Source organism: Pseudomonas sp. Pseu.R1 (genome assembly GCF_045764065.1).
GTDB lineage: Bacteria > Pseudomonadota > Gammaproteobacteria > Pseudomonadales > Pseudomonadaceae > Aquipseudomonas.
The window spans coordinates 3,560,557-3,576,133 of sequence record NZ_JBJGEE020000001.1; the positions used below are offsets into that span (position 1 = coordinate 3,560,557).

Consider the following 15,577-nt stretch of genomic DNA (forward strand, 5'->3'; position numbering starts at 1 on the left):
CCCGTTTGTGGATTGCACGCGCGCCATATTGAACAGGACAAATGTGTCTGACCAGCGACCAAATGTTTCTGGCTTTTGCGTGGATCTCAATAGCGCCCATAAGACTTGGGTTGTAGGGCTATGGAGAAAGTTCTGTAGGAAAGATGGGGGGCATTCGTAGGAATGCAAGCCATCGTGGATTATGGCCATGACATTCGTGACGACGCGGATCCCCTGTGGGGGCGAATTCATTCGCGAGAGGCCAGTGCAGCCGCTAGAACATCATGGGTTGAAAAACCGCATCGTGAATGAAATTCGCTCCCACAGTTGTCTCCGGTTTCAGGCTCTGATCAAACCGGCTCCAGCTTTGCGTACCCCAGCATCAACCACTTGCTGCCTTCGGCGAAATTCACTTGAACCCGCGCCTGTGCGCCAGAGCCTTCGAAATTGAGGATCACGCCTTCGCCGAAGACCGCATGCTGCACACGCTGACCCAGCGAGAACTGGCTCTGCGGAATGCCCTCGCCTTCGAAAAGGCGACTGGGCGCCATGGTCTTGGAGCCGCCGAACGGGCGCGACACGCTGTTGGACAGGCGCACTTCCTGAATCAGATTTGGCGGCACCTCGCGTACGAAGCGCGACACCTTGTTGTAGGTCTCGCTGCCGTACAAGCGTCTGGTTTCGGCGTAGGTCAGCACCAGATGCTGCATGGCGCGGGTAATGCCCACGTACGCCAGGCGGCGTTCTTCTTCCAGACGGCCCGGCTCCTCCAGGCTCATCTTGTGCGGGAACAGGCCTTCTTCCATGCCGACGAGGAACACGTACGGGAATTCCAGACCTTTGGCGCTGTGCAGCGTCATGAGCTGAATGCTGTCTTCGTGTTCATCGGCCTGAGTGTCGCCCGCTTCCAGCGATGCATGGCCGAGGAAGGCGGCCAGCGGGGTCAGGTCTTCTTCGTCTTCACTGTTCTCGAAGGCGCGGGCGGCGCTGACCAGTTCCTCAAGGTTTTCTACCCGAGCCTGGCCTTTCTCGCCTTTTTCTTCCTGGTGGTAGGTGATCAGCCCGGACTGCTCGATGACGGTTTGGGTCATCAGATGCAGCGGCATGTCCATGACCTTGGCCGACAGGTTCTCGATCAGTTCGATGAACGCGCCCAAGGCACTGGCGGCGCGGCCGGTCAGGCCTTTGTTGGCGACCAGCAAACGCATGGATTCCCACATCGACACATCGGCGTGGCGCGCGTGTTCGCGAATCGCTTCGACAGTCTTCTCGCCGATACCCCGTGGCGGCACGTTGATCACCCGCTCCAGCGCCGAGTCGTTGCCACGGCCATCGAGCAGGCGCAGGTACGCCATGGCGTTCTTGATCTCGGCACGTTCGAAGAAGCGCTGGCCGCCATAGATACGGTACGGAATGCGCTCGCGCAGCAGCGCTTCTTCCAGCACCCGCGACTGGGCGTTGGAGCGGTAGAGAATGGCGATGTCGCTGCGGGACAGGCCGGTCTTGATCGCGCTTTCGATGGTCTCGACCACGTAGCGCGCTTCGTCGTGTTCGTTGAACGCGGCGTAAAGGCTGATCAGTTCGCCATCGCCGACGTCCGTCCACAGCTCTTTGCCCAAGCGTCCGCTGTTGTTGACGATGAGGCCGTTGGCGGCTTTCAGGATGCTGGCCGTGGAGCGATAGTTCTGCTCCAGACGAATGGTTTCAGTGTCCGGGAAGTCATCGGAATACTGATGGATGTTCTCGATCTTCGCGCCGCGCCAGCCGTAAATCGACTGATCGTCATCGCCCACCACCATCAGGCTGTCGCCGCCCTTGGCCAGCAGACGCAACCAGGCGTACTGAACGGCGTTGGTGTCCTGGAATTCGTCCACCAGAATGTGGCGGAAGCGCCGCTGGTAGTGCTCCAGCAGGCCTTTGTTGTCGCGCCACAGGTCCAGTGCACGCAGCAACAGTTCGGAGAAGTCGATGACGCTCGCCCGTTGGCAGGCTGCCTCGTAGTTCTCGTAGATGGCTTTCATGGTACTCAGGAACAGGTCGCCGGACGCCTGAATGTGCTTGGGTCGCAGGCCTTCGTCTTTCTGGCCGTTGATGAACCACTGCGCCTGACGCGCAGGCCATTTCTGCTCGTCCAGTCCCATTTCGCGGATCACCCGCTTGACCAGGCGTTGCTGGTCGTCGCTGTCGAGAATCTGGAAGTTCTGGTTCAGGCCCGCTTGCTGCCAGTGCGCGCGCAGCAAGCGGTGCGCCAGGCCGTGGAAGGTGCCAACCCACATGCCCGCCGGGTTGATTCCCATCAGTTGTTCGATGCGGTGGCGCATCTCGGCCGCGGCCTTGTTGGTGAACGTCACCGACAGGATCGAATGCGGCGATGCGTTTTCGACCTGGATCAGCCAGGCGATACGGTGCACCAGCACGCGGGTTTTGCCGGAGCCAGCGCCAGCGAGAACCAACTGACGACCAACGGAAGCGGCGACCGCCTGGCGTTGGGCATCGTTGAGGGAATTAAGCAGGAGGGAGAGGTCGTCGTTATGCATCGGCGCATTCTAGGGGGCAGGGGGATGGCGGGCAAACCCTAACGCCGGTCGGTCGTGAAAAGCTGTCCGGATTACTTGTAGGAGCGTGGCCTGTCCCGCGATCTGCCGGGAACCGGCAGCAAACCCAGAGCACGCGGGGTAACCCGACAAATAGAAGTCGCTGACTTTACGACTGCTTCGCAGCCGATCGCGGGACAAGCCACGCTCCTACAGAGGTGTGTGCAATTCGTATGGGCGGTAACCATTCATGCATTTTATTTTTCTGACTGTATGGTCTCGCCAATGGCTTGTGTATGCTCCGCTGACGTTCAAGGCTCACCAATTATAAGAACCGCCATGACCACCAGCTCAGAAGCCCCGGCCGACTCTGTGGCGACACGCCGTGTCATCCGCAAACGTTACGCCACCCAGCTTGCCGTCGAGCGCACTCGTCTTCTTTATCAGGGGTCGATGCTGCCGACCCTGTTCATGTTCATCAATGGTCTGCTGTGCGCCTGGCTGCTCTGGAGCCCGGAGCGCTATGTGTTGGTCAGCATTTGGGTCGGCTGGCTGTCGGCGCTGGTGTGCCTGCGAATTCTGCAAGTGGCGGCGTTTCGAGCTGCCTCGCAGGAGCGTCAGGCGCATCCGATCTGGAAGCGCATGTTTCTTGCGGGAGCGTGCGTCAGCGGCTTCACGTTATCCAGCGCCGCGTTGGTGCTGGTCCCTGCGGAAAGCTTCGTTCAGCAGGCGTGGGTGTTCGGTCTCATCGGCGCGGCGACGTTGTCCGCGAGCGTGGCCTATGCGGCGAGTATTCCTGCCTTTCTGACGTTCGCCGTCCCCTGTCTGCTGCCGCCAATCGTGTATCTGTTCTGGGGTGGCGACGTGCCGTTGCGCGGATGGGGCTGGCTAGGGCTCATTCTGTTGCTTGCGCTTATCGTTGTCGCTGCGCAGGTCAATCGTTTGATTCAGCGTGGTCTGATGCGCCGCTTTCAGAACCTGGCGCTGATCGAGCACTTACAACAGGCGCAAGCTAAAAGCGAAGAGCTTAATCGAGAGCTGGCCAGGCAGTACGAAGAGCGCACGCGCTACCTCTCCCATTACGATGAGTTGACTGGCCTGGCGAATCGGGCGCTGTTCAACGAGCGTCTGCGCGAAGCCAATCAGCGTGTGCGTCAGGGCGGGCGCAATCTGGCGCTGCTGCACATCAACCTCGATCGCTTCAAGTTGCTCAACGACAGCCTCGGACACGACATCGCCGACCAGTTATTGCGCCATGTGGCGCGGCGGTTGATCGCAGAGCTGTCGGACGCTGACACCGTGGCGCGCTTGTCTGCCGATGAGTTTGCTGTCCTGCTCGATTCTCACGGCAATTTGACGGCGCTGGCGCGGGTGACCACACGTTTGCTGGCCAAGTTGCGCTCGCCGACGCCGGTCGCCGGCCACGACCTGGTGGTGAGTGCGTCGATTGGCATCGCTCTGTTTCCAGACTCGACCCGTGACATTTCTACACTGGTCACCCAGGCCAACATGGCGATGCAACACGCCAAGCATCTGGGCGGCAACAACTTCCAGTTCTACACCGAGAGCCTGCAAGCCAGAACGCTGGAGTGGCTGCAACTGGAGATCCAGTTGCGTCGCGCCATCGAGGAGGGCCAGCTTGAGGTGTTCTACCAACCCAAGCTGGAGCTGGCGACAGGGCGCCTGAATTCAGCCGAGGCACTGGTGCGCTGGCGTCATCCCTCGCGCGGCATGGTGCCGCCCGGTGAGTTCATCGGACTGGCGGAGGAGTCTGGCCTGATTGCCGACATCGGGGAGTTCGTTCTGCGTCGCGCCTGCCGTCAGGCATGTGAATGGCAGCGCAGTGGGCTGATGCCGATTCGGGTGTCGGTCAATTTGTCGGTTCATCAATTGAGACAAGGCAAGCTGGTGAGCCTGGTGCGTCAGGTGCTCGATGAAACCGGCTTGATGCCTGAATGCCTTGAACTTGAGCTGACCGAGAGCCAGTTGCTGGACAGTGTCGAGCACATCATCAGCACGTTCCGGCAATTGCGGGAACTGGGGGTGAAGCTGGCCATCGATGATTTCGGCACCGGTTATTCGTCATTGAGTTACCTGAAGCGTTTTCCGGTGGACTACGTGAAGATTGACCAGGCGTTCATCCGTGGCCTGAACGAAGGCACTGAAGATGCGGCGATCACGCGTGCGATCATCGCCATGGCGCATAGCCTCGACTTGAAGGTGGTGGCCGAGGGCGTTGAGAACGCTGAGCAGTTGGCGTTTCTGCGTGCCCATGATTGCGATGAGGTACAAGGCTACTTGATCAGTCGGCCTGTTGAGGCAAGTGCGATGGGCGATGTCTTGCGTAATTATTCGTCAGTTGCCTGGAGTAGCGTGTGAAAAGTCCTACACTCCAGGGCGATCAGTCATCCAAGGCCAGTCGGTTGCGAACTGCTATCTCGTTTAGCTGTGCGGTTTGCAGGTCATGTAGTATAACTACAAGAAAGCTACAGCCCGGCCCATCCTCCACCTGAGTCCTGTCCTTTGAATCTGTTGCAGCACATCGCCCAGTCCCGCCATCTCTTGCGTAAGTCAGAGCTCAAGGTAGCCGACCATGTGCTGCTTGATCCTGCGGCTGTCATGCACAGTTCCATGGCCGATCTGGCCCACAGCGTAGGCATCAGTGAGCCGACCATCGTGCGCTTTTGCCGCGCGATCGGCTGCACCGGTTTTCAGGACCTGAAACTCAAGCTCGCGCAAAGCCTCGCGGCGGGGGCGAGTTTTGGGCAGTTCGCCATTCACGAAGACGATTCGGTCGCGGACTACAGCCTGAAAATTTTCGACACCACGCTGCACACTCTGATGGAAGTGCGCGAAAAGCTCGATCCTCACGCTTTGCAGGCGGCGGTGACGGTCATGGCCGCGGCGCATCGTGTCGAGTTTTATGGGTTTGGGGCATCGGGTGCGGTCGCGGCTGACGCGCAGCACAAATTCTTCCGGCTGTTGCTGACGGCGGCGTCCTACTCTGACCCGCATATGCAGGCGATGTCAGCGGTCACCCTCAAGCCAACAGACGTGGCTGTGTGCATTTCCCAGTCCGGGCGTTCGAAGGATTTGCTGATCACCGCCAATCTGGTGCGTGAGAGTGGCGCCAACCTCATCACCCTGTGCCCGAGCCAGACGCCGTTGGCTGAGCTGTCGACGGTCAACCTGGCCATCGATGTGCACGAAGACACCGAAATCTACACGCCACTGACCTCACGCATCGCCCATCTGGTGGTAATCGACGTGCTGGCGATGGGCGTGGCGATGGCTCGCGGGCCAAGTCTGGTCAACCACCTGAAAAGCGTGAAGCGCAGCTTGCGCAGCCTCCGGTTGTCGCCAAAGTCGATCAAGTCTTCAGAAGATTGATTGCTTGTCTGCCGCTGCCCCTGTAGGAGTGGGTGATCAAACCTTCACCAACTTGTAACTCTCACGCCACTTGATCGTCACGCCTGACGGTCACCCTGTACTTCCGCACACGCAATGGGAGACAGGATATGCCTCGGCACTACGATGACTCGCAGAACAGCACCAGCGCCAAGACCCGCCGCCAGCAGGAAGACCAGCGCCGCATGGCGTTTCGGCGTGCGATTGAAACCCGCTTCGAAGACCGCCGTCTGAGCCTCGAATACGACGATTATCTGGAAGTCTCGGGTACGTTCTGGCAGAGCGCTAGCGCGTCGGAAGGTGTCCGTCAAAGCGCGTGACCAGCTCACTGATTTGTGCCCGCTCGCTGCGAATGAATGCCAGGAAGGCGTGAGCCACTGGCGACAGACGTTTCTCCCGAGCCTGTACGACGCACCAGCTTCGATACAGCGGCAACTCGGCCACTGGCAGCTCTTTCAGCGTGCCGGTGGCCAATTCCAGACTCAGGGCATGGCGTGTAAGCAACGCCACACCCAGCCCCGCCACCACACATTCGCGCTGGGCTTCGGCCGATGACACTTCCAGCGATTGCTCGAAGTGAATGCGCTTTTCCTTGAAATACTCCTCGCACGCTTTGCGCGTTCCCGAACCCTGCTCGCGAACCACCAGTGTGTGGCTTTCCAGATCCTTCAGCGAGGGGCTGGCCAGTTGCGCCAACGGATGATCCGGCCTTGCGACGGCCACGATCGGGTTGTTCAAGAAGGGCAAAAACTCTAATCCCATGTCCTGCGGGACCATCGACATCACCACCAGATCGTCACGGTTGTCCGACAGTCGGCGAATCACCTGTGCGCGGTTAACCACCGTCAAATTGAGTGCAACTTCTGGGTATTGGCGTTTAAAAGCTGCGAACAGATGCGGGACAAAATATTTCGCGCTGGACTCGATCGCGAGCTTTAATTGACCTTGCAACGAGCCCTGCATGTCCGAAAGCTGCATGTCGAGGTTCTCCAGCCGCCCAAAAATATCGCGACTGGCGAGTTGGAGTGCTTCTGCGGCTTCGGTCAGGTAAAGCTTCTTGCCAACGTACTCAAACAGAGGCTGACCAATCAGGTCCTCCAGCTGACGAATTTGTAGGCTGACGGCCGGTTGCGTGAGTGACATTTCCTCGGCCGCGCGGCTGTAGGAACGTAGATCACAGACCTCGTTGAAGATTCGCAATTGACGCAATGTCATACGCATCAATGACTTACGCACTGTTCGCCTGCCTCGCAAATGACTGAATGAGCAACTATAAGGTTTTACTTATGTTTAACCCAATTTTTACTCATTTTTGTTAATTACTGATTCGTCATAGGGTGCACCCATCGCTGCGACGCAACATGCAGTAACGGAATGTCGCTACGTACTGGCCGGGTTTCCGGCCCGTCTGCTCATCGGTCGAGGAAATGCCAGTGATAACAAAAATCCTGATCGCCAACCGTGGAGAAATTGCTGTCCGGATCGTGCGTGCTTGCGCCGAAATGGGCATTCGTTCGGTTGCGATCTACTCCGACGCGGACCGCCATGCGCTCCACGTGAAGCGTGCGGATGAGGCGTATGGCATTGGTTCAGAACCGCTTGAGGGTTACCTGAACCCTCGCAAGCTGGTGAACCTGGCCGTGGAAACCGGTTGCGATGCGTTGCATCCTGGTTATGGCTTCCTCTCGGAAAACGCTGAACTTGCTGAGATTTGCGCCGAACGCGGGATCAAATTCATCGGCCCGTCCGCTGAAGTGATCCGTCGCATGGGCGACAAGACCGAAGCGCGCCGCAGCATGATCAAGGCCGGTGTTCCGGTCACCCCGGGCACCGAAGGCAACGTCGCTGACGTGACCGAGGCGCTGGCCGAGGGTGATCGCATTGGTTACCCGGTCATGCTCAAAGCAACGTCGGGTGGCGGCGGTCGCGGTATTCGCCGATGCAACAGCCGTGAAGAACTGGAGCAAGCCTTCCCTCGCGTCATCTCCGAAGCGACCAAGGCATTCGGAAAAGCCGAAGTGTTCCTCGAAAAATGCATCGTCAATCCCAAGCACATCGAGGCGCAGATCCTGGGTGACAGCTTCGGTAACGTGGTGCACCTGTTCGAGCGTGACTGCTCGATCCAGCGTCGCAACCAGAAGCTCATCGAAATCGCCCCAAGCCCTCAGTTGACCCCTGAACAGCGCGCCTACATCGGCGACCTGTCGGTGCGTGCGGCCAAGGCCGTGGGTTATGAGAACGCCGGTACTGTGGAGTTTCTGCTCGCCGAGGGCGAGGTGTACTTCATGGAGATGAACACTCGGGTGCAGGTGGAACACACCATCACCGAGGAAATCACCGGGATCGACATCGTTCGCGAGCAGATTCGCATCGCCTCGGGCCTGCCGCTGTCGGTGAAACAGGAAGACATCATTCATCGTGGTTTCGCGTTGCAGTTCCGCATCAACGCCGAAGACCCGAAAAACAACTTCCTGCCCAGCTTCGGCAAGATCACCCGTTACTACGCCCCCGGCGGGCCGGGCGTGCGCACCGACACGGCGATCTACACCGGCTACACCATTCCACCGTTCTACGACTCCATGTGCCTGAAGCTGATTGTCTGGGCGCTGACCTGGGAAGAGGCGATGGACCGTGGCCTGCGCGCGCTGGACGATATGCGTCTGCAAGGCGTGAAGACCACCGCCGCGTATTACCAGGAAATCCTGCGCAACCCGGAATTCCGCAGTGGCCAGTTCAACACCAGCTTCGTTGAAAGCCACCCTGAACTGACCAACTACTCGATCAAGCGCAAACCCGAAGAGCTGGCTCTGGCCATCGCTGCCGCCATTGCCGCCCACGCAGGCCTGTGAGGAATACAACAATGTCCAAAAAGATTTTTGTAACTGACACCATCCTGCGCGACGCCCACCAATCGCTGTTGGCGACCCGCATGCGCACCGAGGACATGCTGCCGATCTGCGAGAAGCTCGACAAAGTCGGCTACTGGTCGCTGGAAGTCTGGGGTGGCGCGACGTTCGACGCCTGCGTGCGCTTTCTGAAAGAGGACCCATGGGAGCGCCTGCGCCAACTGCGCGCCGCGTTGCCGAACACGCGTCTGCAAATGCTGCTGCGTGGCCAGAACTTGCTGGGCTACCGCCATTACAGCGATGACGTGGTCAAGGCCTTCGTCGCCAAGGCAGCCGTCAACGGCATCGACGTGTTCCGCATTTTCGACGCGATGAACGACGTGCGTAACCTGCGCGTGGCCATCGAAGCGGTGAAAGCGGCGGGCAAGCACGCTCAAGGCACCATCGCTTACACCGTCAGCCCGGTGCACACCATCGACGCCTTCGTCACTCAGGCCAAGCAAATGGAAGCCATGGGGTGCGACTCGGTGGCGATCAAGGACATGGCCGGCCTGCTGACTCCGTTCGCTACAGGCGAGTTGGTCAAGGCGCTGAAGGCCGAGCAATCGCTTCCGGTGTTCATTCACTCCCACGACACCGCTGGCCTGGCCGCGATGTGCCAGTTGAAGGCTGTGGAAAACGGCGTCGACCACATCGACACGGCGATCTCCAGCTTCGCCTGGGGCACCAGCCATCCGGGCACCGAATCGATGGTCGCAGCGCTCAAAGGCAGCGAATTCGACACTGGTCTGGATCTGGAGTTGTTGCAGGAAATCGGCCTGTACTTCTACGCGGTGCGTAAGAAATATCACCAGTTCGAGAGTGAATTCACTGCGGTCGACACCCGCGTACAAGTCAACCAAGTGCCAGGCGGCATGATCTCCAACCTCGCCAACCAGCTCAAAGAGCAGGGCGCCCTGAACCGCATGGGCGAAGTGTTGGCCGAGATCCCGCGTGTGCGCAAAGACCTCGGTTACCCACCGCTGGTGACCCCGACGTCGCAAATCGTCGGTACTCAAGCGTTCTTCAACGTGCTGGCGGGCGAGCGTTACAAGACCATCACCAACGAGGTGAAGCTCTACCTTACTGGCGGTTATGGCAAGGCGCCGGGTCAAGTGGATGAGACACTGCGCCGTCAGGCCATCGGCAACGAAGAGTTGATCGATGTGCGCCCAGCCGACCTGCTGAAGCCGGAAATGACCAAGCTGCGCGGTGAAATCGGCGCGTTGGCCAAGTCCGAGGAAGACGTTCTGACTTACGCCATGTTCCCGGACATCGGCCGCAAATTCCTCGAAGAGCGCGCGGCGGGCACTCTGGCGCCAGAGCAATTGCTGCCGATTCCAGAGCCGGGTGCTGTGGCCAAGGCCAGCGGCGATGGCGTGCCGACCGAGTTCGTGATCGACGTGCACGGCGAGAGCTACCGCGTCGACATCACGGGTGTCGGCGTCAAGGCGGAGGGCAAGCGTCACTTCTACCTGTCCATCGACGGCATGCCCGAAGAGGTGGTCTTTGAGCCGCTCAACGAATTCGTCGGCGGCGGTATCGGTAAACGCGCCCAGGCCAGCAAGCCGGGCCACGTCAGCACCACCATGCCGGGCAACATCGTCGATGTGCTGGTCAAGGAAGGTGATGTGGTCAAGGCTGGTCAAGCCGTGCTGATCACCGAAGCGATGAAGATGGAAACCGAGGTTCAGGCAGCGGTCGCGGGCAAGGTCGTGGCGATCAATGTTGCCAAGGGTGATCGCGTGAACCCGGGTGAGATCTTGATCGAGATCGAATGATTGCGATGGATCAATGAATGAAAGCCTCCTGCGCGCAGATGCGGGAGGCTAAATGGTTACCTCTGGGGGAGCTCTCGTGGCTCCTCTTTTTTTGCCTGCTGGTTTCGTTGAGTCCGTAGGAGCGCGCTCCTACAGATTGCCCAGCGTTCTGCGGATTAGAAACTCATCTGCCACTGCCCCATCAACGCATGATTACGGCTGTTGCTGCCCAATTCGCCGTTGTAACCGACGCTGAGGGTGTGGCGAGCGGAGATGCCCAAGTCCAGACCGGCTTCAATGACCATGGCATCGCGATCCAGCGCAGTACCTTCAACGCTGAATGCGCTGCCGCCCAGCACGAAGGCCTGACGGGTTTTGCTGTCGACGTCGCCGTAGGTGTGGCGCCAGCCCAGGCTGCCCCGTGGTGTAAGGCTCATGCCGTTTTCCAGTTGGGTCAGTTGTGCCAGACGTACGCCGAAGGTGCTGCTGAAATTGTCCTGGCTTTGCGAGTCGACGCTCAACGCCGCTGCGCCACCTTTTTCGGTGTAGCTGTCCCGGTGGTAGCGCTGGTAGCCGAGGTTGGCGAATGGTTCGACGTTCAGACGACCGCTGCCCATTTGATAGCCCAGCTCAGCGAATGCCTGCTGGCTGTCGGCGTCGTAGTCGCCTTTCGGACGATCGCTGAAGCCATCGAACGCCACCGAGCGTTTGCTCTCACCGTCATGACGGCTGTAAGCCGCGCCCAGGCGCAACGCGACCGGGCCATCCTGACGCTGCGCGTAGGCGCCGAGGTGCCAACTGTTGACTTTGCCGTCCACACCGGTGCTGTCCAGATCGGTGCGCGAGTAACCGCCCAACACACCCATGCGCCAAGCTGGGGTCAGCGACCAATCGACACCCAGCACCGTCCCTTTGGTGCGTTGTTCCAGCCCTGCGCTGCCATGTTCGCCATCGAGCTTGCCGTAGCTGCCGATGCCTTGCAGCCAGACACGACCGCGTGCGTTCGGGTCGTTCAGGTTGCGTGCGGCTGTCGGCACGCCAGTAGTGGCGAGGGCCGGGGTGTCTTTGTCGTCCATGCCGACCAACAGGCTGGAGCTGCTGCTCATCCCTTGCATCGCCGACATCATGGTGGCACTGACTTGGGAGGTTCCGCTCAGCGTCGCGCTGGTCAGGTTGGCGTTGCTGCTGCCAGCCAGTTGTTCGATGGCAGAGCCTGCGGATGACGTGCTGGTATTGAGCAAGGCGTTGTACAGCGCGTTGTTCTTGCCCAGTGTCGCCAGGCTGTTCGCGGCCTGACCGCCGTTGCCAGTGGTGGCGTAATCGTTGAAGGCCACGTCGTTACGGGTATACGTCAGACCAACGCTGGTGGGTTGATAGCTGAGTGTCGGGGTCAGAAAGGCGTAGTCGCTGGTGACGCTGCCAAAGGTGCCACTAATGCTGCCTGCCTGAAGCACGGTGTACTGGCTTTGCCACGGGTAAGTGCCGGAACTGGCATTGACCACCAGCGAGGCGCCGTTGAGGTTGGCGTTCCCGCTGACTTTGATCGTCGCGCTGCCGCCGTTTGCATCGGTGCCAAAGGCCACTGTCGAGCCGCTGCTCATGTTGAGATTGCCGTTGACCTGCGCAGCACCGAGGGTTTTGTTCGCGACCAATGTGCCGTTGACGTTCAGGCCACCCACCGTGCCGCCGCCTGCATATATGCCGCCCTGATCGACTGTCATGGCACCCGCGATGCCGCCCTGGTTGATCAGCGTCGCACCGCTGGACACGCTGCCGCCGTCGCTGAAATCGCCACTGCCGGTCAGGGTCCAGGTGCCCTGGCGCACTTGCAGCGTTTCGAAATTCTGGCTGGCGCCGAAGCTGCCACCCAGCGCGTCGTCCATGATGACCGTGTCAGTGCCGGTGCCGCCGTCGACTACGCCGACGAACCGGCTGTTGTGCCCCAATGTCAGGGTGTCGTCACCGCCGCCCATGTCCATGGCCAGGCCGTTGCTGCCACTGATCAAGCCATTGTTGTAGACATTGTCGGCGAACTCGCCGACAAATTTCACGCCGAAGCCACCCAGACCCTCGATGGTGCCGTGGTTGATCAACGTCGTGGCAGCCACACCGGGACCGTCGCTGCCGTTGTCGACCAGAATGGCGTTGTCGACGCTGCTGATTAGCGCGTTGCTGGCGTTGTAGATGTAGCCACCGCCTGCGGCGATGCCTTCGCTGCCGTTGGCAAAACCGTTCTTGTCCACGCCGCTGGCGCCCAGGCCCTTGATGATGCCGTAGTTCTCGATGTGGGCGACCAGGTCGATGTCCACGCCGTCACCGTCGCCGTTGGGCTGTAGGCCGTTGTTGCTGCCGGTGATGGTGCCGTAGTTGATCACGGTGCCATTGCCATCGGAACCGAAGCCCGAGCCGTTGCGGCCGATGATGACGCCCGTGCTGTAGTTGGTCAGCGTGGCGCCCAGGTCGGTGGTGATACCGTGGCGGCCGCCTGAAATCAGGCCGTAGTTGTTGATGGTCACGCCGGTCGCCGAGTCGACGTCGATGCCGTCGAATTTCTGATCGGCGTTGGTCGAGTCGCCCGAGGAAATCTCGCCGTAGTTGGTGATGGTGGCGTTCGAGCCGGTCTTCATGCCGTCGCTCAAGTCGCCGCGAATCAGTGCGCCCTCGCGGTTGATGATGGTGGTCGTCACGCCCGCACCCCGCACGGAATCCAGGTCGATCCCCTGACCGCCTGCCGTTGAGCGGATGGTGCCGCTGTTGTCGATCAGAACGCTGCCGCTGGGGAAGTGGGTGTCGATGCGGATGGCGTCGTCGGTGCTGGTGATCACCCCCGTCGAGCGGTTGGTGATGCTGTAGTTGCGCGCTTGAGTTTCGTCGCCGCTACTGTCGAACGCACGCCCGCCCGTGGATTTGATGGTGCCGCTGTTATCCACAACCACACCGGAACCGCTGGTAATGTCATTGAAGCTGACCGCCTTGCCGCTCGCTTTGATCCCGCCGGTGCTGCTCACGGTCAGCTTGTCGGTCCCGCTCAATTTGACGCCTGCCTGATCGGGCGTCGTGATCAGAAGGTCCTGAGGCGCCGCTACGGCGAGGGCTTCGCCTGCGAAGCCGCTGGAGACGATAAGAGCAACGTGCAGGGCGAGACGGTTCTTGGCGCGGAACATGACGGACGGCCTGTTTTTATGAAAAGGCCGTCCTATATAGCCGTTTGATATGACAGGTTTATAACGACCGGAAATGACTCAGTGTGTCGATTTGTTTCCCGTCCATGAAGTTATCCACAGCCAGCCAGGCCACGAAGGCCTTTTCGATCTGCGGCCATTCGCTGTCCAGAATCGAGAACCACGCGGTGTTGCGGTTCTTGCCTTTGACGATCATGTGTTGGCGGAACGTGCCTTCAAAGGTGAAGCCGAAACGCTCGGCGGCGGCGATGGAGCGGGCGTTGTCGGCGTTGCATTTCCATTCCAGACGGCGATTGCCCAGCGCGAATGACTCTTTTGCCAGCAGGTAGACCGCCTCCGTGCTTTTTGGTGTTCGTTGCATGGAAGCGCCGAACGTCACGTGGCCGATCTCGATGCGTCCCGCGCTCGGGACAATCGACATCAGGCTGAGGAAGCCGTCGATGGCGCCGCTCTGCTGATCGATCACGGTGTAGAACCACGGATCGGTCGAGCCTTGCAGGCCCACCAGGTAATCATCAAAGGCTGCGCGTTCGGTAAACGGCCCGACCGCCAGGTAATCCCACAGCTTTGGATCGGCGCCGGGGCCTTCCAGCGCCGTCCACAGCCCGTCGGCGTGGCGTGCTGCGTCGAGTTTTTCCAGGCGAACGAAGCGCCCATTCAATGTACGGGTGTCAGGCAGTCTTGCCGCTTGCCAGTGTTCAAGGTTCGACATGATCAGGTTTCCAGCGCTCAAAGCGGTTTGCGAAATTGAATGAAGCCAGGGCGTTCGGCGATGCGTTCGTATAGCTGGATGGCTGTTGCGTTGGTTTCGTGGGTCAGCCAGTGGACCTTGTCAGCGCCGTCGTTCTTCGCGGTGGCGTAGACGTATTCGATCAAGGTGCGACCTACGCCTGTGCCGCGTTGCTCGGGCGTCACCAGCAAGTCCTGAAGATAGCAGGACCAATTGATGCTCCAGTTCGAGCGGTGATAGATGAAATGCACCATGCCCACCGCTTTGCCGTTCTGCCAGGCAAGGGCGGCGTTGGTCGGCTCGTTGCTGTCGAGGAACCGCTTCCAGGTGCTGAGTGTGACGGCATCCGGCAATTCGGTCTTGTAGAACGTCAGGTAGGCCTTCCACAGTGGTAGCCATGCGGCGTGGTCATCGGCGGTAACGGGGCGGATCTGTACGTCAGACACGGTTTTCTCCTTGGCTCATCAAGCGAGCGATTTCCTGATCGTGTGGGTGTGGGCTGCTGGCCAGGCCTTTGCTCACGCCCATGATGTCTTCGGCGCTGCGGTTCTGATTGAGCTTGCGCTTGCCTTCCAGTCGCTCGATAGGTATGGCGAAACCCACGATGCCGTGGAGCATTTTTTCGATGTAATCGGCGGGGGCGTCGCTCACGGCCCACGGCGAGTCACGGCCCGCTTCGTGTTTGTCGGTCAGGCCGCTGACGATCTCAAGCAGGCGCGCTGGATCGGTGAAGACTTCGGCATGGCCGTAGGCGTGGACCGCCAGATAATTCCAGGTCGGCACCACTTTGCCGTGCTCTGCCTTGGCGGCGTAGAACGAGGGGCTGATGTAAGCGTCGGCACCCTGAAAAATCACCAGTGCTTCGCCGGATGCCAGCGCCTTCCACTGTGGGTTGGCTTTGGCGAGGTGCCCGTACAGCGTGCCATTCGGCCCTTGTGTCGGGGCCAGCAGCAGCGGCACGTGAATCGCTTGCAGGCCTGCGTCATCGGCGGTGACCAACGTGGCCAGACGCGTGCCTTCGATTTGTCGATGCAGGCTGACGAGATCCTCATCTTTGAAGTAGCTGGGTGTGTACATGAGATTTTCCTTGGCGTCTGAC

At 60.0% G+C, this 15,577-nt stretch carries 11 protein-coding genes; 5 read left to right on the forward strand and 6 right to left on the reverse strand.

Annotation, left to right across the window (positions count from 1 at the left end; all coding sequences use genetic code 11):
- Positions 1 to 329 precede the first annotated feature (329 nt).
- Complete coding sequence (gene uvrD, locus ACI5GA_RS16490) at positions 330 to 2,516, reverse strand: DNA helicase II (RefSeq protein ID WP_421423440.1); 2,187 nt, start codon at positions 2,514 to 2,516, stop codon at positions 330 to 332.
- 336 nt (positions 2,517 to 2,852) lie between these two features.
- Here uvrD and ACI5GA_RS16495 point away from each other — a divergent pair, with 336 nt between their 5' ends.
- The 3 genes from ACI5GA_RS16495 (at position 2,853) to ACI5GA_RS16505 (ending at position 6,241) form a co-directional block, all read left to right on the forward strand.
- Complete coding sequence (locus tag ACI5GA_RS16495; protein ID WP_404635596.1) at positions 2,853 to 4,892, forward strand: putative bifunctional diguanylate cyclase/phosphodiesterase; 2,040 nt, start codon at positions 2,853 to 2,855, stop codon at positions 4,890 to 4,892.
- Positions 4,893 to 5,036: 144 nt separating this feature from the next.
- Positions 5,037 to 5,903 carry a transcriptional regulator HexR gene (hexR, locus tag ACI5GA_RS16500; RefSeq protein WP_166593990.1) on the forward strand — a complete coding sequence of 289 codons (867 nt, stop codon included), beginning with the start codon at positions 5,037 to 5,039 and terminating at the stop codon, positions 5,901 to 5,903.
- Positions 5,904 to 6,031: 128 nt separating this feature from the next.
- Entirely contained in the window at positions 6,032 to 6,241 is a 210-nt protein-coding gene (locus tag ACI5GA_RS16505) for a PA3496 family putative envelope integrity protein (RefSeq protein WP_404635594.1), read from the forward strand.
- Here the strand turns inward: ACI5GA_RS16505 and ACI5GA_RS16510 are convergent.
- Positions 6,207 to 7,157 (reverse strand): LysR family transcriptional regulator, encoded by a 951-nt coding sequence (locus ACI5GA_RS16510; RefSeq protein WP_404635592.1) that lies wholly within the window; start codon positions 7,155 to 7,157, stop codon positions 6,207 to 6,209. The two genes, ACI5GA_RS16505 and ACI5GA_RS16510, sit on opposite strands and share 35 nt — an antisense overlap.
- 197 nt (positions 7,158 to 7,354) lie before the next feature.
- Here ACI5GA_RS16510 and ACI5GA_RS16515 point away from each other — a divergent pair, with 197 nt between their 5' ends.
- Complete coding sequence (locus tag ACI5GA_RS16515) at positions 7,355 to 8,770, forward strand: acetyl-CoA carboxylase biotin carboxylase subunit (RefSeq protein ID WP_404635590.1); 1,416 nt, start codon at positions 7,355 to 7,357, stop codon at positions 8,768 to 8,770.
- An 11-nt stretch (positions 8,771 to 8,781) separates the two neighbouring features.
- On the forward strand, positions 8,782 to 10,587 hold the full coding sequence (oadA, locus tag ACI5GA_RS16520) for a sodium-extruding oxaloacetate decarboxylase subunit alpha (protein ID WP_404635588.1): 1,806 nt from the start codon (positions 8,782 to 8,784) through the stop codon (positions 10,585 to 10,587).
- 155 nt (positions 10,588 to 10,742) lie between these two features.
- Here the strand turns inward: oadA and ACI5GA_RS16525 are convergent, their stop codons facing one another.
- Genes ACI5GA_RS16525 through ACI5GA_RS16540 form a run of 4 tightly spaced genes read right to left on the reverse strand, consistent with a single transcriptional unit; the run spans position 10,743 to position 15,555 of the window.
- On the reverse strand, positions 10,743 to 13,730 hold the full coding sequence (locus tag ACI5GA_RS16525) for an autotransporter outer membrane beta-barrel domain-containing protein (RefSeq protein ID WP_421423445.1): 2,988 nt from the start codon (positions 13,728 to 13,730) through the stop codon (positions 10,743 to 10,745).
- A gap of 58 nt (positions 13,731 to 13,788) precedes the next feature.
- Complete coding sequence (locus ACI5GA_RS16530; RefSeq protein ID WP_421423447.1) at positions 13,789 to 14,460, reverse strand: GNAT family N-acetyltransferase; 672 nt, start codon at positions 14,458 to 14,460, stop codon at positions 13,789 to 13,791.
- Between the two features lie 17 nt (positions 14,461 to 14,477).
- Complete coding sequence (locus tag ACI5GA_RS16535; protein ID WP_404635582.1) at positions 14,478 to 14,924, reverse strand: GNAT family N-acetyltransferase; 447 nt, start codon at positions 14,922 to 14,924, stop codon at positions 14,478 to 14,480.
- Positions 14,917 to 15,555 carry an FMN-binding negative transcriptional regulator gene (locus ACI5GA_RS16540; RefSeq protein WP_421423450.1) on the reverse strand — a complete coding sequence of 213 codons (639 nt, stop codon included), beginning with the start codon at positions 15,553 to 15,555 and terminating at the stop codon, positions 14,917 to 14,919. Before ACI5GA_RS16540 ends, ACI5GA_RS16535 begins: the two co-directional genes overlap by 8 nt.
- Between the last annotated feature and the right edge of the window lie 22 nt (positions 15,556 to 15,577).

Bases quoted from the DNA above. Each gene is read 5' to 3' on its own strand.
- uvrD (WP_421423440.1), bottom strand. From the start codon at position 2,516: ATGCATAACGACGACCTCTCCCTCCTGCTTAATTCCCTCAACGATGCC.
- ACI5GA_RS16495 (WP_404635596.1), top strand. From the start codon at position 2,853: ATGACCACCAGCTCAGAAGCCCCGGCCGACTCTGTGGCGACACGCCGT.
- ACI5GA_RS16505 (WP_404635594.1), top strand. From the start codon at position 6,032: ATGCCTCGGCACTACGATGACTCGCAGAACAGCACCAGCGCCAAGACC.
- oadA (WP_404635588.1), top strand. From the start codon at position 8,782: ATGTCCAAAAAGATTTTTGTAACTGACACCATCCTGCGCGACGCCCAC.
- ACI5GA_RS16525 (WP_421423445.1), bottom strand. From the start codon at position 13,730: ATGTTCCGCGCCAAGAACCGTCTCGCCCTGCACGTTGCTCTTATCGTC.
- ACI5GA_RS16530 (WP_421423447.1), bottom strand. From the start codon at position 14,460: ATGTCGAACCTTGAACACTGGCAAGCGGCAAGACTGCCTGACACCCGT.
- ACI5GA_RS16540 (WP_421423450.1), bottom strand. From the start codon at position 15,555: ATGTACACACCCAGCTACTTCAAAGATGAGGATCTCGTCAGCCTGCAT.